Below are 21,198 nucleotides of genomic sequence, written 5' to 3'. Positions count from 1 at the left end.
CTACATTGCCGTCAATATTCGGTTTGGCACGTCGCGAGGCCTGGGTACACCCGAGCCATGGTCGACACCCGGTCGGCGGCTCACACCGCCCACGACAACGTATGGTTCGAACGCGTGGCGCGAGCGGGCTTTGCGGCCAGCGGACTCCTGCACCTTCTGATTGCCTTCATCGTCGCGCAATTGGCGCTGGGCGCCGGCGGAAACGCCGACCAGTCCGGCGCGTTGGCGACGCTTGCGGCTCAACCCGGCGGCGCGGTCATGCTGTGGGTGGCTACGGTCGTTCTCGCCGCGCTCGGCGTCTGGTACCTCGTCGAGACGTTCCTCGAGGACGACGCCAAGCATCGGGTGAAATCGGCTGCCGTCGGCGTGGTCTATCTCTCGCTGGCCTTCTCGGCAGGCAAGTTCGCGATGGGCAGTGGCAAGTCCAGTGGTCAGCAGAACGCAGGCCTGAGTGCCGAGATGATGAAATCCGGTTGGGGCAAGGCGGTTTTGATCGTCATCGCGCTTGGCATCATCGGGGTCGGCGGCTACCACGTATACAAGGGCGTTACGAAGAAGTTCCTTGAGGAACTCGACGTGTCGGGCGGCACCGCCGTCACCTGGGTGGGAATCGTCGGTTACGTCGCCAAGGGCTTGGTCCTGGCGGGTGCGGGCATCCTGGTCATCGTCGCCACCTTCACCGCGGACCCCGCGAAGGCATCCGGAATCGACTCCGCGGTCAAGACTCTGGGCGCCGCACCGTTCGGCAAGTTCCTCCTACTGCTCGCCGCAGTCGGCCTCGCCGCCTACGGCGCGTATGGCTTCGTCCGCGCCCGGCACGCAGACATGTGACGGCTCAACCGCATTCGCGGCTCAGCAGGATCGAGCCGTCGTCCTCCAGACGCACGGGATGCGTGCGGACGCCCGGCCCACTGCCGGTCGTCTCGGCACCGCTGGTGAGGTCGTAGGTTCGGCCATGCAGCGGGCATACCACCAAGTCGTCGTCGGTGAGCCCGTCGGCCAGCGGGCCGCCTCGGTGCGGACACACAGCGCCAAGCGCCCGTAGCGTGCCGTCCCGCATGCGGTAGACGGCGATCTGCTCACCGCCGACGGCGAAGGTGCGTCCCTCGCCGACCGGAATCTCCTCGACCCGTCCGACCGTGACGTAGCTCATCATCGCACCGGAACCTGGGGGAGCGGCAGCAACGGCAGCGATGACCGGAACTGCCCCTCACTCGCGGGCTCGCGTCCGTCCAGCCACGGGTCACGGTAGGCGGCAACGGATCTCGCCATGTGGGCGTCCAGCTGCGCCGCCAGTCCGTCGGCGTCGTCGACGACCACGGCCCTGATGTGCTCGATGCCGACCCGAGGCACCCACGCGTAGGTGCGCTCCAGCCAGTTCGCGCTCTCCCGGTAGTACTGCAGGAAGCGACCGGTCAGCGTCATGACCTCCGCGGCGTCGTCGACGGTGGCGAGCAGGTCGCCCTTGCGGATGTGCGCGCCTGCGGCACCTCCGACGTAGATCTCCCACCGGCCGCCGTCCACCGCGACGACGCCGAGGTCCTTGCACAGTGCCTCCGCGCAGTTGCGGGGACACCCGGTGACGGCGAGCTTCATCTTGGCCGGGCTCGCCAGCCCTTGGAAGCGTTCCTCGATGGCGATGCCCAGCGCCGTCGAGTCGCCGACGCCGAAGCGGCAGAAGTCGCTGCCGACGCAGGTCTTCACGGTGCGAAAGCTCTTGCCGTACGCGAATCCCGACGGCATGTCGAGGTCCGCCCACACCGCGGGCAGATCCTCCTTCTTGATGCCGAGCAGGTCGATGCGCTGACCTCCGGTGAGCTTGATCATCGGGACGTCGTACTTGTCGGCGACGTCGGCGATCGTGCGCAGCTGGTGCGAATCGGTGACCCCGCCCTTCATCTGCGGGACCACCGAAAACGTCCCGTCGCGCTGGATGTTGGCGTGCACCCGATCGTTGACGAAGCGGGCGTCCCGCTCGTCGACGAACTCATCGGCCCACATCGTCTCCAGCAGTGAGGCCAACCCCATCTTCGAGCCGGCGTCATGCCTGCCGTCGGGCGCCAAGGCGGCGAACACCGATGACACGGAATGCAATTGGAGTTCTCGGATCATGGTCATCAGCGTCGGCTTGTCGTACGGGATGCCGGGGACGTACCAACTGGCCGACGGGTCTTCGGTGACCGCACCGCCGGCCGCCCACTCCACCACCTGGGCGACGAGTTGCTTGCACGAGCCGCAGCCCTTGCCCGCCTTGGTCGCCTTCATGACTCCGGTGACGGTGTTCTCGCCGCCGCGCACGCAGGCCACCAGCGCGCCCTTCGAGACGCCGTTGCAATTGCAGACCTGCGAGTCGTCGGACAGCTCGGAGACTCCGACCGCCACGGCGGGCGTGCCGATGTCGAACAGCATCGAGACGCGTTCGTCGGGCAGCGGCAGTCCGCTGTCGAAGGCTTGGGTCAGGAACGACACCTTGCTGACGTCCCCGACCAGGGTGGCGCCGACCAATTTGCCGTCGCGGATGACGATCGTCTTGTACACCCCCCGCCGTGGTTCGGAGAACTGGACGAACTCGTCGTCGGGCAGTTCCGGGCCCTTCAGCCCCATCGACGCGACGTCGACCCCGGCGACCTTGAGCTTCGTTGCGGTGCGCGAACCGTGATATGCCGCAACGGTGTTGGCGCCTGTCAGGTGGTCGGCGAGGACGGCGGCCTGTTCCCATAGCGGCGCCACCAGCCCGTAGACCTGGCCCCGGTGCTGGGCGCATTCGCCGACGACGTAGACGTCGTCGTCGTCGACCGAGCGCATGTGGTCGTCGACGACGATGGCGCGTTCGACGGTCAGTCCGGCGCGTTGTGCCAGCCCGACGTTCGGCCGGATGCCCGTGGCGACGACGAGCATGTCGCAGTCGATCGACGTGCCGTCGGCGAACACGATGCCGGTGAGCCGGCCGTCGTCCGACGTGGTCACCTCCGTGGTGCGCTTGTCGACGTGCACCCGGATTCCGACGCCTTCGACGGAACTGCGCAGGATCACCCCGGCGGGGTCGTCGAGTTGGGCATTCATCAACGTGGGTCCGGCATGGACGACGTCGACGGCCAATCCGCGGTTCTGCAGTCCGCGGGCGGCCTCGAGGCCGAGCAGTCCGCCGCCGATCACGACCGCCTTGGTGCGGTGCGCGGCCTCGGTGATCATGCCGACGCAATCGTCGAGGGTCCGGAAGCCGAAGACGCCGTCGGTGAGGTTCTTGTCGTCGGCCCACAAACCGGCCATCGGCGGGAAGAACGACCGGCTGCCGGTGGCCAGGATGAGCTTGTCGTACCGGGTGGCGGCGCCGTCGTCGGAGTGCACGATGCGGGCATAGGGGTCGACGCGCACCACCCTGACGCCGGCCCTGAGGCTGATCCCGTTCTCGGCGTACCAGTCGACCTCGTTGAGGTAGATCTCGCTGGGGTCGTCGCTGCCAGCGAGAACGTTGGACAACAGGATTCGGTTGTAGTTCCCGTAGGGCTCGTCACCGAAGACGGTGATGTCGAATGATTCCGACCCGGCGCGAGCGAGAATCTCCTCGACCGCCCTGATGCCGGCCATCCCGTTGCCGACGACGACGAGCTTGCGGCGGACGACGTCGGTCACTGGATCTGCACCAGGCCGAGGTCGACGACGACCGTTCCGGTGCACCCGCGTGGTGCGGCGACGTGAAGTTCGAGAACCGAGTCGGCGAGCAGGTCCTCAACCACCCTCAGTGCGACGTGGGTGGCGTTCTTCGCGCCAATGGGGAAGTAGCGCAACGGCTTTCCGTTGCAGAACAGCACGACCGAGATCATGTCCTCGGTGGAGTTGCCGCCGCGAAAGTAGACGGGTTGGGTCGTCGTGCCCGCCGGGACGACGTAGCGCAGCGAGTCGTCGATCAACAGCGGCTCGTCCAAGCCCTTGCCCTCGAACGCGAATGGACCTTGCAGAAAGACCGGTGTGCTGCCATCGCTCATCGCACCGAAGCTAGGTCGACCGTGTTTCGGCATCGTTTCGTCGGTACGTCCACTGTGGACACGATCGCCTCACCTGCACCCGGTGACACGTGTGAGGCAGTGTTGACACAGTCGACACGGCCGGGCAACGGATGCGGAATGGCCTGACCGTAAACCTGATTCAACACCTTCCAAGGAGAATCAGTGATGCCGCTCACCCGCGACCGCAACATAGAACACTGGGACGCAGAAGACGTCGCCGCCTGGGACGCAGGTGGAAAGGACGTCGCCAAGCGCAACCTGATCTGGTCCATCGTCGCCGAGCACGTGGGCTTCTCGATCTGGTCCATCTGGTCGGTCATGGTGCTGTTCATGCCGCAGGCCGTCTATCACATCGACGCCGCAGGCAAGTTCTACCTGGTGGCGATGCCGACACTGGTCGGCGCGTTCATGCGGATTCCGTACACCGTCGCCCCGGCCCGCTTCGGCGGCCGCAACTGGACCGTCATCAGCGCGCTGTTGCTGCTGATCCCGACGGTGCTGACGCTGTGGGTGATGAAGCAGCCCGACACCTCGTATACGACGTTCATGGTCGTGGCGGCGTTCGCCGGCTTCGGTGGCGGTAACTTCGCCTCGTCGATGACCAACATCAACGCGTTCTACCCCCAGCGGCTCAAGGGTTGGGCACTGGGGCTCAACGCCGGCGGCGGGAACATCGGCGTTCCGGTCATCCAGCTCATCGGATTGTTCGTGATCTCGGCGATCAGCAACACCGCACCCGAGATCGTCTGCGCGATCTACCTCGTCGCAATCGCCCTCGCCGCCCTCGGTGCGGCGTTCTTCATGGACAACCTCCGCAATCAGCGCTCCAACCTCGGAGCGATGGTAGAAGCGTTGCGGTACAAGCACTCCTGGGTGATGAGCTTCCTCTACATCGGCACCTTCGGCTCGTTCATCGGCTTCAGCTTTGCGTTCGGGCAGGTCATGCAGATCAACTACCTGGCCGGCGGCGACACCGCCGCGCAAGCGTCGTTGCACGCCGCGCAGATCGCGTTCATCGGACCGCTGCTGGGGTCCGTCGCACGACCGTTCGGCGGCAAGCTCGCCGACCGCATCGGCGGCGGCAAGGTGACGCTGTACGTCTTCGTCGCGATGATCTTCGCCGCGGGCATCCTGGTCGGAGCGGGCGTGCTGGACGACGCCGCCACCGGAGCACCCACCGGCGGGCAACTGGCCGCTTACGTCGTCGGCTTCATCCTGCTGTTCATCCTGTCCGGCATCGGAAATGGTTCCACCTACAAGATGATTCCGTCGATCTTCGAGGCGAAGGCTCAGGGCAAGGAGGGCTTGAGCCGCGAGGAGAAGGCGTCGTGGTCGCGCAGCATGTCGGGTGCGCTGATCGGGTTCGCCGGTGCCGTCGGCGCGCTGGGCGGCGTCTTCATCAACATCGTGCTCAGGGCGTCCTACGTCGGCGACGCGAAGTCCGCGACCAACGCGTTCTGGGTCTTCCTGGGCTTCTACGTGGTCTGTGCGGTGACGACCTGGTTCGTGTTCCTGAGGATGCAAACTCGGGCCCACACCGGCATGCCCGTCGGCAAGTCCGCTGAACCCGTTGCCGCGGGCTGATCCCGTGACCGTCACGACCAGGACCGCGTGCTCGTATTGCGGTGTCGGCTGTGGCATCGAGGTGCAGACTCGAACCGACACCGCTGACGGCAAGCCGGTAATCGCGAGGGTGTCGGGGGATGCGTTGCACCCCAGCAATTTCGGTCGGCTGTGCACCAAGGGCGCCACCCATGCCGAGCTGATGGCCGCCGACGGCGACCGGTTGAGCGCGGCCCTGGTACGTCCGTCGCGTGGCGAGCAACCCGTGGTGACGCCGGTCGACGAGGCCGTCGCCGAAGCCGGCCGGCGGCTACGGGCGATCGTCGATGAACACGGCCCCGACTCGGTGGCGCTGTACGTGTCGGGTCAAATGTCGATCGAGGCACAGTATCTGGCGACGAAGTTGGCCAAGGGCTTCCTGCGGACGGTCCACATCGAGTCGAACTCGCGGCTGTGCATGGCGAGCGCGGGCACGGGTTACAAGCAGTCGCTGGGCGCGGACGGCCCGCCGGGGTCGTACACCGACTTCGACGCCGCCGACCTGTTCTTCGTCATCGGGTCGAACATGGCCGACTGTCATCCGATCCTGTTCCTGCGCATGGCCGAACGCCTCAAGGCCGGGGCCAAGCTCGTCGTCGTCGACCCGCGCCGCACGTCGACGGCGGAGAAGGCCGACCTCTTCCTCCAGATCGCCCCCGGTACGGATCTCGCGCTGCTCAACGGCATCCTGCACCTGTTGGTCGAATCCGGTGACGTCGACGCCGCCTTCATCGCCGAACACACCGAGGGCTGGGACGCGATGCCGGCCTTCCTCGCGGACTATCCGCCCGACGTCGTCGCGGAGATCACCGGCTTGGCCGAGGCCGACATTCGGCTGGCGGCGCGGATGATCGCCGACTCCGGGGAGTGGATGAGTTGCTGGACGATGGGACTCAACCAGAGCACCCATGGCACGTGGAACACCAACGCCATCTGCAACCTCCATCTGGCCACCGGTGCCATCTGTCGGCCGGGTAGCGGACCCATGTCGTTGACGGGGCAACCGAACGCCATGGGCGGCCGCGAAATGGGCTACATGGGGCCGGGACTGCCCGGCCAGCGGGTCGTGACCTCGGCCGGGGACCGTGCGTTCGTCGAACGGGCGTGGCAGCTCGAAGCTGGCACCATCCGTACCGACGTCGGCCCTGGAACGGTCGACATGTTCAGGCAGATGGCCGACGGCGACATCAAGGCGTGCTGGATCATCTGCACCAATCCGGTTGCCAGCGTGGCCAACCGCAAGACGGTGATCACCGGTCTCGAGTCGGCGGAGCTCGTCGTCACCCAGGACGCCTACCGGACGACGGCGACCAACCACTACGCCGACATCGTCCTGCCTGCGACGTTGTGGGCCGAGGCGGACGCGGTGATGGTCAACTCGGATCGCACCATGACGCTGCTGCCGCAGTCCATCCCCGCCCACGGCGACGCCAGACCCGACTGGCAGCTGATCTGCCAGGTCGCCGGGGCGCTCGGCTTCGGCGAGCACTTCGGGTACGCGTCGGCGTCGGAGGTATTCGACGAGATCCGCGAATTCTCGAACCCGCGAACCGGTTACGACCTCCGGGGCGTCACTCACGACCGTCTTCGGCAGGGCCCGGTGCAGTGGCCGGCGCCGTCGCCCGGTGAACCGGGTGGAGACGTCGACCGCCACCCCATTCGCTATCTGAACGACGGCGTGAGCCAGGACCTGTTCGTCGACGGCGACGGACACCGCCCGAAGCTGGCCTTCCCGACCCCGTCGCGGCGCGCGGCCTTCCACCCCCGACCGCACATGACCGCCAGTGAGCTGCCCGACGACGACTATCCGATGGTGTTGAACACCGGTCGCCTGCAACATCAATGGCACACCATGACCAAGACCGGGAAGGTGGCCAAGCTCAACAAGCTCGACCGTGGGCCGTTCGTGGAGATCCACCCGCTTGACGCCGAGGCACGCGACATCATCGACGGTCAGCCCGTCGAACTCGCGTCGCGGCGCGGGCGCGCGGTGCTCCCCGCGGTGGTGACCGACCGGGTCCGGCCGGGCAATTGCTTTGCGCCGTTTCACTGGAACGACGAGCACGGTGAGTACCTTGCCGTCAACGCGGTCACCTCGGACGCCGTCGACCCGGTTTCGCTGCAGCCCGAGTTCAAGGCGTGCGCGGTGAGGGTGCGGGCCGCCGGGCCGCCACCCGAGCCGACCGGTCGGATCGACTCGATCGGCTCGGTGCTCGGGCTCGACGACCAACCCGTGCCGGTCCTCGCCGAGGCCGAGAAGCAATACCTGGCAGGGTTCTTCCACGCCCTGCCGGCGAACGTCGAGGGTGTTCCGGTGCTGCCGGCCGAGGCTCCGGTGGGATCCGTTGTGCGGCGCTACGTCGACGGGATGCTCGCGGGACGGTACTCCAGAATCGACCCGGCCGACCGAACCGGTGCGCCGATCGGCCCCCGGCCGTTGGTGCTCTGGGCGTCGCAAACCGGGACCGCCGAGGACTTCGCTGCGCGGGTGGCCGACGGTCTCGGGCCGGCCACGGTGATGAACATGGACGACTGTCAGCTTTCCGAGTTGGCCGATGCGGGTGAGGTTCTCATCGTCACCAGCACCTTCGGTGACGGGGGACCGCCGGACAACGGCGCCGACTTCTGGACGCGCCTGGCGGCGGCCGACGCGCCGGCACTGGACGGCGTGCGGTACGCGGTGCTGGGCATCGGCGACCGGTCGTATGACGACTTCTGCGGGCACGCCAGGGCCGTGGACGTCCGGCTCACCGAGTTGGGGGCCACCCAGCTGACCGAACGCGTCGACTGCGAGGCCTACGACGACGAGCCGATGACGAAGTGGACTCAGAAGGTGTCCGCTCTGGTCGGTGCCGGCGCAACCCCGGCGCCGGTGCGTCCCACGGCACCGTTCACCAGGACCAGCCCCGTCGACGCGCCGCTGAGTCGCAACGTGTTGCTCACCACGCCGGGCGCGGCAAAGGAGGTGCGGCAGTTCGGTTTCGACGTCTCCGAGCACGGCGTCGCCTATGCCGTCGGGGACGCGCTGGGCGTCTATCCCGTCAACGCGGAGGAGACGGTGCGGCGCTGGCTCGACGCGACCGGGTTGGCCGCCGACGACGTGATCGAGGTCGACGGCGTCGACATGGCGCTTGGCGAGGCGTTGACGTCGCGCTACGACATCTGTCGCGTCACGCCGAACCTTCTCGACTTCGTCGTCGAGGGGAGTGCAGCAGCCGCGGGATCGCTACGGACCCTGCGTCGCAGCCGCGCCGAGTTGGACGAGTGGCTTCGAGGCCGCGACGGGGTCGACGTCGTCACCGAGTTCGCCGTCCGCGCCGAGCCGGAGCAGTGGCAAGACGCCCTGGTGCGGCTGACACCGCGGTCGTACTCGATTTCGAGCAGCCCGCTGGTCAGCCCGCACGAGATTCAGCTGACCGTGTCGGTCGTCCGGTATCGGGGCGGTGACGGGCAACGGCGCGGGGGAGTGTGCTCGACGTTCCTCGCCGATCGGGCGTCGCGGGCGTCGGTGTTCCTGCAGCCGTCACCGCACTTCCGGCCGCCCGAGGACGGCTCGGCGCCGATGATCATGGTGGGTCCGGGTACCGGCGTCGCACCCTTCCGCGGCTTCCTCCAGGAGCGCCGTGCGCTGGGACACACCGGGCGCAACTGGCTCTTCTTCGGTGATCGGCATCGCGCCGAGAACTTCTACTACCGTGACGATCTCGAGGACATGGTCGCCGACGGCCTGTTGAGCCGGCTGGACTTGGCGTTCTCGCGCGACCAGCCCCAACGGGTGTACGTGCAGCACAAGATTCGCGACTACGGGGCCGACCTGTGGCGCTGGCTCGAGGACGGCGCCCACTTCTACGTCTGTGGTGACGCGAGTCGGATGGCCAAGGACGTCGACGACGCGTTGACCGCGGTCATCCGCGAGCACGGGGGGCTGTCGAGCGAAGGGGCACACGACTACAAGCGCGAGCTCGTCGCCACCAAACGCTATGTGCGGGACGTGTACTGACCCGCCGGCGACCACCCGTGACCGTCACCTCGTAGGTGTAGGTTTTCAGTTCATGGCCGCACCTACCGTGAACGTGAATCTGCCGGGCCGCCTTGGCGACCCGACCATGGAAATGCGCACCGATCCACGCGCCGATCCCCGAATGCTGGCGGCCATCGCTCCCTTCGGCCTCGACGCGAAGGCACCCGAGTTGTCCGTCACCAGGGACTCCCCGCTGGAGGATCTGCTTGCCGTCGCAGCGGCCACCGAGCAGGGGTTCGACGGACTGTTCGGCGCGCTGCTCGCCGACGTCCCTGCCGCCCAGGGCGTCGAAACCCGGAACCTCACCATCACCGGGGTCGACGGCAACGACATCGCGTTGTACGTGCATCGCCCGATCGGGGTGTCGATGCCCTTGCCGGGCCTGCTGCATCTGCACGGCGGCGGCATGGCCATCCTCTCCGCAGTCGACAAGGGCGCCGCGCTGTGGCGCGAGCATCTGGCGGCCCGCGGATGCGTCGTCGTCGGGGTGGAGTTCCGCAACTCCGGCGGCGCGCTCGGGCCGCATCCGTTCCCCGCCGGCCTGAACGATTGCGCCAGCGCGCTGGACTGGATGCACGCGCAGCGCGAGGGCCTCGGGTTGACGTCGATCGTCGTGACGGGCGAATCGGGCGGCGGCAACCTGTCGATCGCGACGGCGCTCAAGGCCAAGCGCGAGGGCAGGCTGGACCACGTCGACGGGGTGTACGCACAGGTGCCGTTCGTCTACGGCGGTTACGACGTTCCCAATCCCGCGCTGCCGTCACTCGTCGAGAACGAGGGCTACATCCTCAGCCCGTCGGTGATGACGCTCATGGCGGCCCTCTACGACCCCACTGGGGAGCACACCACCAACCCGCTGGCGTGGCCGTACTACGCGAGTGAGGAGGATCTGCGGGGTCTGCCGCCGCACGTCGTCACCACCGACGAGATCGACCCGCTGCGCGACGAGGGACTGGCGTTCCTGCGGGCACTGCAGCGGGCGGGAGTCGACGCCACCGGCCACACCTACAACGGTGTCGGCCACGCCTGCGAGCAGTTGATGGGAGCGTTCGTGCCCGACCTCTTCGAACGGGCCCTGCACGACGTCGTCGACTTCGCTCGCGGGGTGAGCAGAACGCTGGATTGACCAGCGCTGAAGAGAAAAGAGTGTCCGAGGGGGGACTTGAACCCCCACAGACCTCCCAGGTCAGGACTACAAAACGCCGACCAGCTCTGAAACACATCTCTGTAGTTCACCCGAGATGTCCGTGTTTCCGGCAGGTTTGTGTACAAACGGTGTCCACGACCGTTGGCGGCGTGACACCCCACGGCCGACCCGGCCTCATCGTCCAGGCGCTAGACGTGGCGGTGCGAAGGGCGCTGCCCTCACTTTCCGCAACCGAAGGCACGGTCAACACGGTGCCGCTGAAGGTTCCTACCGCCGACGTACCACTGCGCGGACCGGACCGGCGGCAACCACGGCGAACGGAAACTCGACGAGGAATTCGTCAGCTGCTGCGATTCTCCGCTGCAGCCTTGTGAATGGCGGCCTTGAGTTCTTCGTAGACACACTCCCGCGGACCGAATTTTTCTATCAGCGGTCCGAGTCCAATCGTCTTCTGCTCCGGCATGTTTCGGTCGAGCTTGCTCTTGGGCACCACATAAAACTTCCATTGCGCGACGTCGAGCGGCTTGATGTGATCGCGGTCCTCACCTTCGAGCAGGCAGAAGACCTACACGTCCGCGCTTCGCTGTGCAAGGGTCGCTGAGATGTTGGTGCGGGAATCCCAGCCCTTTGCGGGGCGGATGCCGAACTTGATCGTTGATAGCCGGGTTTGCTCCCATGTTTGCACGTAGGCAGCTGATTTCACTTCTACCTTGACATCGCCGATCTTGAGGTCGTACTGGTCCCATTCGACGCGCTTCGCGTCGTGAATGCCGAGCGCTGTGGCCACGATGTACTCAGCCAGCACGCCGCGGTTTGTGTTAGAGAGCAGGTCGTCGTACGCCCACTCCCAGAATCCCTGTTTGCTCGGGTGAGTCATCGCCGAGCCTTCAACGCTTGTGCAGTCCCCTTGCCCAGTACGGTCGTCACGTTGTGCCGGTCGATGTCGTCGAGGGTCAGCACCGCTTCGGGCCGGGTGATCCGCTTCATGTCCCCGGCAGTCGGCTGCGGCACCAGCAGTGCCAGTTCGCGCGCCTCATAAATGTCGATATTCGTATATATCCACTGGCTCTGATCGGCGAGCTCGTGGTCGACGCTCACGAACCAGTTCGCCATGAATACCTGCAGGTGCGGGATCAATGTCCACACCTTGCGCCGGATTAGCGGCGACCGCACATCCGGCCGGGTGAATGCGAGCCAGGCCAGTGCTCCGCTGTCGGCGTCGGTGAGCTTCCAGAACGCCCGGCCGTTGTGCGCCAGCGGCCTGGTGGCGGCGATGTTCTGTCCGGCTTCGCGGGCCAGCCTTCTGTAATCGGGAAAAGTGTCGGTGTAGTTGGGAACGGCGTCGAAGTAGTCGTATGGCATGGCTAGCCCCGCTCTCCCAGCGGCTCGCCGCGAACGTCGTCCATCAATCGCATCCCTCATCCGGCGGAACCAGTGCGCCGGCTTGCCGACCGTCGAGTCGCCCGGCGCCGCGAACCCTCCGGCCAGGAATTATGCCGCAGTGGTACGTCAGTCATCCCGAACTCGGCCGACCCGAGAGACGAGGTGGTGTCACGGCGTAAGTCAACTGGTCTCACACCGGTGTCCAAAACGACAGACAGACGACATCGCGGCCGAGAAAATTACACGGCCCGTGAGAATCGACGGCGGTATCCGCTCATCCACAGCTTCGTGAGGACCAGCGGCCAGCGGCGTAGGGATTGCGGTCGCCAGGCTCGTTGAACGTCGCCGACAGCGCCGCATAACCGCGGTCTAGCTGCGGCGCTGCGCGATTCTTAGTTGTGTCCGAGGGGGGACTTGAACCCCCACGCCCATTAGTAGGGCACTAGCACCTCAAGCTAGCGCGTCTGCCATTCCGCCACTCGGACAAGCGGGCTAAGGCTAACGGATTTCGGTGCCCGGACCAAAACGCGGGATCGGGGGCAGTGGTACGAATGGTGCCGTGACTGACGTTCTCCCCGGTTCCCCCGGCCCACACGACGAGGTCGTCGAGCTCGTGAGCTCGCTGATCAGGTTCGACACGTCCAATACCGGCGAGCTCGAAACCACCAAGGGCGAGGCCGATTGCGCCCGCTGGGTGGCAGAGCAGCTCACCGAAGTCGGGTACGAATGCGAGTACGTGGAGTCCGGCGCCCCGGGCCGGGGGAACGTCGTCACCCGGCTGCGCGGTGCGGACTCCAGCCGGGGCGCGCTGCTCGTGCACGGGCATCTCGACGTGGTTCCCGCCGAGGCCGCCGACTGGAGCGTGCACCCGTTCTCGGGTGCGGTCTCCGACGGCTACGTGTGGGGGCGCGGCGCGATCGACATGAAGAACATGATCGGCATGATGATCGCCGTCGCGCGGCACTTGAAGCGCACGGGCACCGTGCCGCCGCGGGACTTGGTGTTCGCCTTCGTCGCCGACGAGGAGGCGGGCGGCAAGTACGGCTGCGGGTGGTTGGTCGAGAACCGTCCCGACCTCTTCGAGGGCGTCACCGAGGCGATCGGCGAAGTGGGCGGGTTCTCGCTGACGGTGCCGCACCGAGACGGGGGCGACAAGCGCCTGTACCTGATCGAGACCGCCGAGAAGGGCATGCGGTGGATGCGGCTCACCGCGCGCGGCCGTGCGGGGCACGGCTCGTTCGTCCACGACGACAACGCCGTCACGACCCTCGCAGGCGCGGTGGACCGGCTTGGTCGCCACCAGTTTCCCATCGTGCTCACCGACACCGTCGCGCAGTTCCTGACCGCCGTCGGCGAGGAGACCGGGCACTCCTTCGACCCCGATTCGCCGGATCTGGACGGCGTGGTCGCCAAGCTGGGTCCGATCGGGCGCATCGTCGGTGCGACGCTGCGCGACTCGGCGAACCCGACGATGCTGAAGGCCGGCTACAAGGCCAACGTCATCCCTGGCTCGGCCGAGGCGGTGGTGGACTGCCGGATCCTGCCCGGCCATGCGGGGGAGTTCGAGGCCACCGTCGACGAGCTGATCGGCCCCGACGTCACCCGGGAGTGGATCACAGACCTGCCCGCCTACGAGACCACCTTCGACGGTGACCTGGTCGACGCCATGAACGCCGCACTGCTGGCGGTCGACCCGGACGCGCGCATCGTGCCGTACATGCTGTCGGGTGGCACCGATGCGAAACACTTTGCCCGCCTTGGTATTCGGTGCTTCGGCTTCATCCCCTTGCGGCTGCCGCCGGAACTGGACTTCGCCGCGTTGTTCCACGGCGTCGACGAGCGGGTACCCGTCGAATCGCTGACGTTCGGCACCGAGGTTCTCGAATGCTTCCTGCTGAACTGCTGACCACCACCAGAGTTCCATCGAAAGGATCTTGATGAGCACCCCGTACGACAACCTCCCCAAGCTGCCGACCTTCACCCTGACGTCGACCTCGGTCACCGACGGCCAGCCGCTGTCGAACGATCAGGTCAGCGGCATCATGGGCGCAGGCGGTTCCGACGTCTCCCCGCAGCTGAGTTGGTCGGGATTCCCCGAGACGACCCGCAGCTTCGCGGTGACGATGTACGACCCCGACGCCCCGACCGCATCGGGCTTCTGGCACTGGGCGGTGGCCAACCTGCCGGCGACCGTGACAGAGCTGCCCGAGGGTGTTGGCGACGGCAGTCACAGCGGGTTCCCCGGCGACGCGATCACCCTTGCCAACGACGCCAGCCTCAAGCGCTTCATCGGTGCCGCCCCGCCCGCCGGTCACGGCCCGCACCGCTACTTCATCGCCGTGCACGCCGTCGACGTCGAGAAGTTGGACATCCCCGAGGGCGCGACGCCGGCCTACTTGGGCTTCAACCTGTTCAGCCACGCCATCGCCCGCGCCGTCATCATGGGCACCTACGAGCAGAAGTAGCACCCGGCGGGGCGTTAGCGCGCGGCCGACCCGACGGCCTCGGCCAGCGACGTGAAGCCGCCGGCATGCAGCCGTTGGGCAAGGCCGTCGTGAATGTGCTTGGCCCACAACCCTCCGCCGTAGACGAAGCCGGTGTAGCCCTGCAGCAGTGACGCGCCGGCGGTGATGCGCTCCCAGGCGTCGTCGGCGGTTTCGATGCCGCCGGCACTGACGAGCACCAGTCGGTCGCCGACGCGGCCGTGCAGGCGCTGCAGCACCTCGAGGGAGCGGTGGGCGACGGGCGCCCCGGAGATGCCGCCAGCGCCCAACTCGTCGACCCCCGGGGTGGCGAGGCCGGCCCGCGAGATGGTGGTGTTGGTGGCGACGATGCCCGCCAAGCCGAGTTCGACTGCGAGATCGGCGATGTCGTCCACGTCGGAGTCCGACAGGTCGGGTGCGATCTTCACCAGCACCGGGGTCGTGGTCTCGGCGCGGACGGCGGCCAGGATCGGACGCAACGATTCGACCGCTTGCAGATCGCGAAGGCCGGGGGTGTTGGGGGAGCTGACGTTGACGACGAGGAATGACGCGAGCGGACCGACGAGGCGGGCGCTTTCGGTGTAGTCGGCAACGGCGTCCTCGGCCGGTGTCGCCTTCGTCTTGCCGATGTTGGCCCCGATGGGCACCTCGGAGTCGTGGCGGCTCAACCTCAGCGCCAGCTCACCCGCACCGTGGTTGTTGAAGCCCATCCGGTTGAGCAGCGCCCGGTCCTCGGGCAGCCGGAACATGCGCGGGGCGGGGTTGCCCGGCTGCGGGTGCGCGGTGACGGTGCCGACTTCCGCGTAGCCAAAACCCAAGGCGCCCCACGTGTTCAGGCCGGTGCCGTCCTTGTCGAAGCCGGCGGCGAGACCAACCGGTCCTGGGAACCGCACGCCGAACACGGTGCTGGCGAGGACGGGATCGTGCGGGGCCAGCCACTTGGCCAGGATCCGGCGCAGCGGCCCGAGCGCGGTGATCAGCCGCAGGAACGCGAACACCAGGGTGTGGATTCGCTCGGGTGGGACCAGGAAGAAGATTCGTCGCAGCGCGCGGTAGATCACGAGGCGGGCTGACCGTCGACGCCGGCCCACACGGCAGACTTCCTGCGCCGCAACAGAACTCGACGACTTCCGTCGGTGTACAGGCGCACCCTGGTCAGCTCCCACCCTCGATACTCGGCTTCGATCGACAACCGGACCGACGCGGACACCCGCGTCACATCGGGAGGCAGCCGCAGTGGCACCCATTCGTAGTCGTCGGAGAGGTCGGCTTCCCACGCGGCGGGCATGCGTCCGCGCTGATGGCCACTCACTCCGGCGACTTTCTCTTCGCGCAAGCGCTCATCGGCCAGCCCCCGGGATCACTTGCACGCCAGCACCCGATCCGGACACCACGAAGAGCGTCCCGGTCTTGTCGTCGTATGTCATGGAGTTCGGCTGCTGCACGGTTCGATAACGCACCTTTTCGACGGGTATTCCGGTCGCCAGATCGTAACCAACGACGGTGTTCGTCGCAGTTTGCGACACCCAGGCCAGCCGCGACGAGCCGGCCAGGGCGAACGGCGCACCTGGCACCGGATACTGCTGCCGCAACATCAGCGGGTCGGCGCCGAACACCAGCAGGGCCTGCCCGCGGGTGTCGGCCACCAGGATGCGGCCCGCCGGGTCGGCGGCCATGGTGGTGGCTCCCTCGCCGGCGCGAAGGGCGTGCTGCTGCCTGGTGCCCGACGGGTCGACCGTCGTGACCGACGTCTGGCCCCTGTCCAGCACCGCGACCGTGTCGCCTTCTGCGACAAGCGCATCGACGTGGGCGAAGATCTGGAGTCGAGCTCCGACCGCCGTGGCGGAGCTCAGCGTGTAGACCGCTCCGGATGCGCTGCCGAGGACGATCTTGCCGTCTGCGCGGCGGGTGATGGCGGTGAAGTCGGTGTCGTCTTCGCCGTCGACGTCCAATCTGGCCACCGCGTCGCCCGCGCCGAGGTTCACCGCGAAGTAGCCGCCCTTGGTCGCCGCGTACACCGTCCCGCTGCCGTCGCCGACGATCGCGGTCGCCGGGCTGGGCAGCGCGACGGTGCGGGACGGGCCCGTGAGCGGGAACGTGACCAGGGCCGAGCCGCCCGCGGCGTCACTGCTCAGAACGACGGAAGACGACGTGGCGGCGTCGAAGACGACGGCCTCACCACGCCCGGCCAGCGGACGCACCGACCCGGCCGGCGCCTCGGCCGCCGCGGGGGAGACGGCCGCTTGCGCGGGCGAGATGGTCGGTGGGGGACTGTCGGCGGCCTTGGACCCACAGGACGCGAGGGCAACCGTCGTCACGAGCACGGCGACGCTGTGAACCAGGCGACGCCTCGGTGTTGTGAGCGATGGCAAAGGGTAGACCTCAACGGTGCGATGGGAATGGCGAATGAAAGGCCAGTTTAGGCACGCCGCGGAAATGCCCCGGCGGTATGGTTCGGACATGGGCCGGGCAACCGTCGACGACATGTCCGGAAGCGAGTTCGGCGTCGAGGTCGTGTCGACTGGCATGCACGCCAGCGGGTTTGGCCGAGTCGGCGACGGCAGGAGTTTCTCCTTCCACGTCGACCGGCAACAGCTCAACGTCGAGGTGTACCGCCCGCGGCTGACGGGCCCCGTCCCTCAGCAGGAGGACGTCGTCGCCGCCGCGAGTCGCAGTCTCGCGCACGTGGACGTTGCCGACGAGCGCAGCTTGACGGCGGCCGTGCGCGACGCCGTCAACGAGGCTCAGCCGGTGCCGCGCACAGCTCGCTGACGGTGAGCCCACGGTACGGTCGTCGGCGTGATGGACATGTCGTGGCTGCAGGTGGTCGTGTTGTCGGTGGTCCAGGGCCTGACCGAGTTTCTTCCGGTGTCCAGCTCCGGCCATCTGGCGATCGTGTCGCAGATCTTCTTCGCCGACGACGCCGGCGCGTCGTTCACCGCGGTCAGTCAGCTGGGCACCGAGCTCGCGGTGCTGATCTACTTCGCCAAGGACATCGGCCGCATCCTGGTGGCGTGGTTCGGCGGCCTGCGCGATTCCTCCCGCCGGACCTCCGACTACTGGCTGGGCTGGTGGGTGATCATCGGCACCATCCCGATCGGCGCGGCCGGGCTGATCTTCAAGCACTACATCCGCGACGACGTCCGCAACCTCTGGATCATCGCCACGGCCCTGATCGTGTTCTCCGCCGTCATCGCCGCCGCCGAGTACTTCGGCAAGCAAACCCGGCCAATAGAGCAGTTCACGTGGAAGGACAGCATCGTCATCGGCGTCTCCCAATGCTTGGCCCTGATCCCAGGGGTGTCCCGGTCGGGCGCGACCATCAGCGCCGGCCTGTTCATGGGCCAGGAGCGCGAGGCAGCCGCCCGCTTCGGCTTCCTGCTGGCCATTCCCGCCGTCTTGGCCTCGGGGCTGTATTCGCTGCCCGACGCCTTCCACCCCGACGGGCGGGGGATGAGCGCGTCGGGGCCGCAGCTCGCGGTCTCGGTCGCCATCGCCTTCGTGGTGGGTCTCGCGGCGGTCTCCTGGTTCCTGAAATTCCTGGTGCGCCACGGCATGTACTGGTTCGTCGGGTACCGCGTGATCCTCGGGGCGGCACTGCTCGTCCTGCTGGGCACCGGCACGATCGCGGCGCAGTGAGATGACGGTCATCCTGCTCCGACACGGTCGGTCGACGTCGAACACCGCGCACACCCTCGCTGGTCGCTCCGAGGGGGTCGACCTCGACGACAAGGGCCGTGAACAAGCCGAAGCGGTGGTCGCCCGTGTCGCCGACCTTCCGATCAAGGCGATCGTGAGGTCGCCGCTTCTGCGCTGTGAGCGAACGGTGGCGCCCCTTGCCGCGGCACTCGGGCTGGAACCCGTGGTCGAGGAGCGGCTCTCCGAAGTCGACTACGGCGCGTGGACCGGATGCAAGATCGGCGACCTCTTCAAGGAGCCGCTGTGGGCGGTGGTCCAGCAGCAGCCCAGCGCCGCGGTGTTCCCCGACGGGGAGGGGCTGGCGCAGGTTCAGGCCAGGGCCGTCGCGGCGATCCGCGAACACGACCGCACCCTCGCCGAGCAGCACGAAGGCGACGTTCTGTGGATTGCCTGTACGCACGGCGACGTCATCAAGTCGATCATCGCGGACGCGGTGGGGAGCCATCTGGACAACTTCCAGCGCATCACCGCCGACCCCGCGTCCATGAGCGTCATCCGGTACACCTCGGCGCGCCCATTCGTGCTTCACGTCAACCACACGGGCCCCGCCTTGACCGCCGCGCTCCTGGCCAAACCCGAGCCCTCGGGTGACGCCGTCGTGGGTGGTTCCACCGACTGACCCGTTCGATCGCCCCGCCCGCGCCGTCCGTCGAATTACGGCTGCGGCCCCCATACCGGTATTTTGGGAGGTGTCATGGCCCGTTCGATTCACGTCTTCCGCTCACCCGACCGATTCGTGGCCGGGACCGTCGGGCAACCTGGCGACCGGACGTTCTACCTTCAGGCCGTGCACGACGAGCGAGTCGTCTCGGTGATCCTGGAGAAGCAACAGGTGGCGGTGCTCGCCGAGCGGATCGCCGCGCTGCTGCTCGAGATCAACCGCCGCTTCGGCACCCCGGTGCCGCCGGAGACGACCGAAGTCGAGGACCTGAGCCCTCTGATCACGCCGGTCGACGCGGAGTTCCGCGTCGGCACGATGGGTTTGGGCTGGGACTCCGAGGCCGAGACCGTGGTCGTGGAACTGCTCGCGGTGTCGGAGACGGAGTTCGACGCGTCGGTGGTGCTCGACGACGCCGAGGACGGTCCCGACGCGGTCCGGGTGTTCCTGACCCCGGAGTCGGCGCGCGAGTTCGCCGCCCGCTCCAACCGCGTCATCTCCGCGGGTCGGCCGCCGTGCCCGCTCTGCGACGAGCCACTGGATCCCGCGGGACACATCTGTGTGCGCACCAACGGCTACCGACGAGGTGCCCTGGCGGAATCCGACGATGACACCGACTTCTGAGGACGAGGCACTTCGTAGCGGCACGCTGACGGTCCTCGGCCGCATCCGCTCGGCGAGCAACGCCACGTTCCTGTGCGAGGCACGTCTCGACGATCGGCTGGCGCACTGCGTGTACAAGCCCGTCGCCGGCGAGGCGCCGCTGTGGGACTTTCCCGACGGCACCCTCGCGGGCCGCGAGGTGTCGGCGTACCTGGTGTCGGCGGCGTTGGGTTGGAACGTGGTGCCGTACACCGTCCTTCGGGACGGACCGGCGGGGCGCGGGATGGTGCAGCGGTGGGTCGACCAGCCCGGTGACGTCCTCGACGACACCGAGGTCGACGACACGGCCGACGAGGATCTCAACGCCAGCCCCGACCTGGTCGACCTGCTGCCCGCCGGTCACGTGCCGCCCGGCTTCCTGCCCGTTGTGCAGGCCTACGACTACGCCGGTGACGAGGTGACCCTCGTCCACGCCGACGACGCGCGCCTGCGCCGGATGGCGGTGTTCGACGTCCTGATCAACAACGCCGACCGCAAGGGTGGTCACATCCTGGCTGGCGTCGACGGCGGGGTCTACGGCGTCGACCACGGTGTCAGCCTGCACACCGAGGACAAGCTCCGCACGGTGCTGTGGGGGTGGGCGGGCAAGCCGGTCGACGACGACACGCTGCGTGACGTCGCGGGCCTGCGGGACGCGCTGCTCGGTGATTTCGACCAGACGCTGCGGCCGCACGTCACCAATCGCGAGATCGACTCGCTGTATGCCAGAACCGTTGGTCTGCTGGAGAACCCGGTGATGCCGTCGCCTGATCGGCGCAGGCCGATCCCGTGGCCGGCGTTCTGACCTTCGTGTTCTACGCTCGTCGTCATGACTGATCACGATCACGCCGCCGCCCGCAGGGAGATCGCCGACGCCCTCCAGAAGGCGCTCGACCGCCGCCACGAGGTGCTCGACGCGATCGTCGAAGCCGGTGACAGAGCGGCCGCCGTCGAGGCCATCGCGACGCTGCTCGACACCTCGCCCAAGGGCGGCGAGGCCGTGATGACGATCTCGTTCGACCAGCTCACCAGGGATTCGCGGCGCAAGATCGCCGAGGAACTCGAGGATCTGAACAAGCAGCTGACCTTCACCCTCGGCGAGCGGCCTGCCAGCTCGGGGGAGAGTCTGTCGCTGCGGGTGTTCTCCTCGGACACCGACCGCGACCTGTTCGTCGACCGCACTTCCGACGTCGGCGCCACGGGCGACGGGTCGGGCGCGCCTGCGGGCTCCATCGACGACGAGATCAGCGCCGCGCTCGGCCGGGTCTCCAACGAAGAGGCGGTGTGGTTCGTCGCGGAGGAAGGTGCCGACAAGGTCGGCATGGTCTTCGGTGAGCTCGTCGGCGGCGAGGTCAACGTCCGCGTCTGGATTCACCCCGACCACCGTCACCGCGGTTTCGGGACGGCCGCCCTGCGGCGCTGCCGTTCGGAGATGGCGGCGTACTTCCCCGCGGTGCCCATGGTCGTGCGCGCCCCCGGCGTCACGCCCAAGTAGGACCCGATTAGCCCCCACATCAGCGATGCGGCGCTCGCCGCGGAGGTGGCCGCCGAGGCCG

At 67.6% G+C, this 21,198-nt stretch carries 20 protein-coding genes and 1 tRNA gene; 12 read left to right on the top strand and 9 right to left on the bottom strand.

Features of this window, described 5'->3' with window-relative positions:
• Positions 1 to 57 precede the first annotated feature (57 nt).
• The gene (locus ASD37_RS17200) at positions 58 to 831 is read left to right on the top strand and encodes a DUF1206 domain-containing protein (protein WP_056553789.1); all 774 of its coding nucleotides are present in this window, start codon (positions 58 to 60) and stop codon (positions 829 to 831) included.
• A 4-nt stretch (positions 832 to 835) separates the two neighbouring features.
• Here ASD37_RS17200 and ASD37_RS17195 read toward each other — a convergent pair whose 3' ends face one another.
• The 3 genes from ASD37_RS17195 to ASD37_RS17185 are packed head-to-tail and all read right to left on the bottom strand — an operon-like array spanning position 836 to position 3,986.
• Positions 836 to 1,153, bottom strand: coding sequence for a Rieske 2Fe-2S domain-containing protein (locus ASD37_RS17195; RefSeq protein ID WP_056553788.1), 318 nt, complete (start codon positions 1,151 to 1,153; stop codon positions 836 to 838).
• Entirely contained in the window at positions 1,153 to 3,633 is a 2,481-nt protein-coding gene (gene nirB / locus ASD37_RS17190; protein WP_255354884.1) for a nitrite reductase large subunit NirB, read from the bottom strand. Before nirB ends, ASD37_RS17195 begins: the two co-directional genes overlap by 1 nt.
• Positions 3,630 to 3,986 (bottom strand): hypothetical protein, encoded by a 357-nt coding sequence (locus ASD37_RS17185; protein WP_056553785.1) that lies wholly within the window; start codon positions 3,984 to 3,986, stop codon positions 3,630 to 3,632. The genes nirB and ASD37_RS17185 overlap by 4 nt, the downstream gene beginning before the upstream one ends.
• A gap of 186 nt (positions 3,987 to 4,172) precedes the next feature.
• On the opposite strand from ASD37_RS17185, the gene ASD37_RS17180 reads away from it, so the two are divergent.
• From ASD37_RS17180 to ASD37_RS17170, 3 genes are read left to right on the top strand one after another with little or no spacing between them, the layout of a single operon-like run.
• Complete coding sequence (locus ASD37_RS17180) at positions 4,173 to 5,591, top strand: NarK/NasA family nitrate transporter (protein WP_056555296.1); 1,419 nt, start codon at positions 4,173 to 4,175, stop codon at positions 5,589 to 5,591.
• Between the two features lie 4 nt (positions 5,592 to 5,595).
• Positions 5,596 to 9,609, top strand: a complete 4,014-nt coding sequence (locus ASD37_RS17175; protein ID WP_056553782.1) for a bifunctional nitrate reductase/sulfite reductase flavoprotein subunit alpha — start codon at positions 5,596 to 5,598, stop codon at positions 9,607 to 9,609.
• Positions 9,610 to 9,661: 52 nt separating this feature from the next.
• Positions 9,662 to 10,756, top strand: a complete 1,095-nt coding sequence (locus ASD37_RS17170) for an alpha/beta hydrolase fold domain-containing protein (RefSeq protein WP_056553779.1) — start codon at positions 9,662 to 9,664, stop codon at positions 10,754 to 10,756.
• Positions 10,757 to 11,342: 586 nt separating this feature from the next.
• Here ASD37_RS17170 and ASD37_RS32315 read toward each other — a convergent pair.
• The 3 genes from ASD37_RS32315 to ASD37_RS17155 form a co-directional block, all read right to left on the bottom strand.
• Positions 11,343 to 11,654: a hypothetical protein gene (locus ASD37_RS32315; RefSeq protein WP_235568447.1), complete on the bottom strand. Its 312-nt coding sequence runs from the start codon at positions 11,652 to 11,654 to the stop codon at positions 11,343 to 11,345.
• Positions 11,651 to 12,139: a hypothetical protein gene (locus tag ASD37_RS17160; RefSeq protein WP_056553775.1), complete on the bottom strand. Its 489-nt coding sequence runs from the start codon at positions 12,137 to 12,139 to the stop codon at positions 11,651 to 11,653. The genes ASD37_RS32315 and ASD37_RS17160 overlap by 4 nt, the downstream gene beginning before the upstream one ends.
• A 420-nt stretch (positions 12,140 to 12,559) precedes the next feature.
• Positions 12,560 to 12,645: transfer RNA gene (locus ASD37_RS17155), tRNA-Leu, on the bottom strand.
• A 74-nt stretch (positions 12,646 to 12,719) separates the two neighbouring features.
• Between ASD37_RS17155 and ASD37_RS17150 the strand changes: the two genes are divergently transcribed.
• On the top strand, positions 12,720 to 14,066 hold the full coding sequence (locus tag ASD37_RS17150; RefSeq protein WP_056553773.1) for a M20/M25/M40 family metallo-hydrolase: 1,347 nt from the start codon (positions 12,720 to 12,722) through the stop codon (positions 14,064 to 14,066).
• 31 nt (positions 14,067 to 14,097) lie between these two features.
• Positions 14,098 to 14,625: a YbhB/YbcL family Raf kinase inhibitor-like protein gene (locus tag ASD37_RS17145; RefSeq protein ID WP_056553770.1), complete on the top strand. Its 528-nt coding sequence runs from the start codon at positions 14,098 to 14,100 to the stop codon at positions 14,623 to 14,625.
• A gap of 14 nt (positions 14,626 to 14,639) precedes the next feature.
• Here ASD37_RS17145 and ASD37_RS17140 read toward each other — a convergent pair whose 3' ends face one another.
• From ASD37_RS17140 to ASD37_RS17130, 3 genes are read right to left on the bottom strand one after another with little or no spacing between them, the layout of a single operon-like run.
• The gene (locus tag ASD37_RS17140; RefSeq protein WP_056555293.1) at positions 14,640 to 15,701 is read right to left on the bottom strand and encodes a quinone-dependent dihydroorotate dehydrogenase; all 1,062 of its coding nucleotides are present in this window, start codon (positions 15,699 to 15,701) and stop codon (positions 14,640 to 14,642) included.
• Entirely contained in the window at positions 15,701 to 15,931 is a 231-nt protein-coding gene (locus tag ASD37_RS17135) for a DUF5703 family protein (protein WP_369832365.1), read from the bottom strand. Before ASD37_RS17135 ends, ASD37_RS17140 begins: the two co-directional genes overlap by 1 nt.
• Before the next feature lie 52 nt (positions 15,932 to 15,983).
• Positions 15,984 to 17,015 carry a YncE family protein gene (locus tag ASD37_RS17130; RefSeq protein WP_056553765.1) on the bottom strand — a complete coding sequence of 344 codons (1,032 nt, stop codon included), beginning with the start codon at positions 17,013 to 17,015 and terminating at the stop codon, positions 15,984 to 15,986.
• A gap of 88 nt (positions 17,016 to 17,103) precedes the next feature.
• Here ASD37_RS17130 and ASD37_RS17125 point away from each other — a divergent pair, with 88 nt between their 5' ends.
• The 6 genes from ASD37_RS17125 to ASD37_RS17100 all read left to right on the top strand — a co-directional run bounded on the left by ASD37_RS17125 (position 17,104) and on the right by ASD37_RS17100 (position 21,137).
• Complete coding sequence (locus ASD37_RS17125; protein WP_056553762.1) at positions 17,104 to 17,415, top strand: hypothetical protein; 312 nt, start codon at positions 17,104 to 17,106, stop codon at positions 17,413 to 17,415.
• Positions 17,416 to 17,451: 36 nt separating this feature from the next.
• The gene (locus ASD37_RS17120) at positions 17,452 to 18,282 is read left to right on the top strand and encodes an undecaprenyl-diphosphate phosphatase (protein WP_056555290.1); all 831 of its coding nucleotides are present in this window, start codon (positions 17,452 to 17,454) and stop codon (positions 18,280 to 18,282) included.
• 1 nt (position 18,283) lies between these two features.
• On the top strand, positions 18,284 to 18,961 hold the full coding sequence (locus tag ASD37_RS17115; RefSeq protein WP_056553759.1) for a histidine phosphatase family protein: 678 nt from the start codon (positions 18,284 to 18,286) through the stop codon (positions 18,959 to 18,961).
• Between the two features lie 75 nt (positions 18,962 to 19,036).
• Positions 19,037 to 19,624, top strand: a complete 588-nt coding sequence (locus ASD37_RS17110) for a DUF3090 domain-containing protein (protein WP_056553756.1) — start codon at positions 19,037 to 19,039, stop codon at positions 19,622 to 19,624.
• Complete coding sequence (locus ASD37_RS17105) at positions 19,608 to 20,447, top strand: SCO1664 family protein (protein WP_056553753.1); 840 nt, start codon at positions 19,608 to 19,610, stop codon at positions 20,445 to 20,447. Before ASD37_RS17110 ends, ASD37_RS17105 begins: the two co-directional genes overlap by 17 nt.
• A 24-nt stretch (positions 20,448 to 20,471) precedes the next feature.
• Positions 20,472 to 21,137: a GNAT family N-acetyltransferase gene (locus ASD37_RS17100; protein WP_056553749.1), complete on the top strand. Its 666-nt coding sequence runs from the start codon at positions 20,472 to 20,474 to the stop codon at positions 21,135 to 21,137.
• Positions 21,138 to 21,198: the final 61 nt, after the last annotated feature.

This window comes from Mycobacterium sp. Root135 (genome assembly GCF_001426545.1).
Lineage (GTDB): Bacteria > Actinomycetota > Actinomycetes > Mycobacteriales > Mycobacteriaceae > Mycobacterium.
The sequence above is the reverse complement of the archived record's forward strand: the minus strand, read 5'-3'. Positions and strand labels throughout refer to the sequence as shown.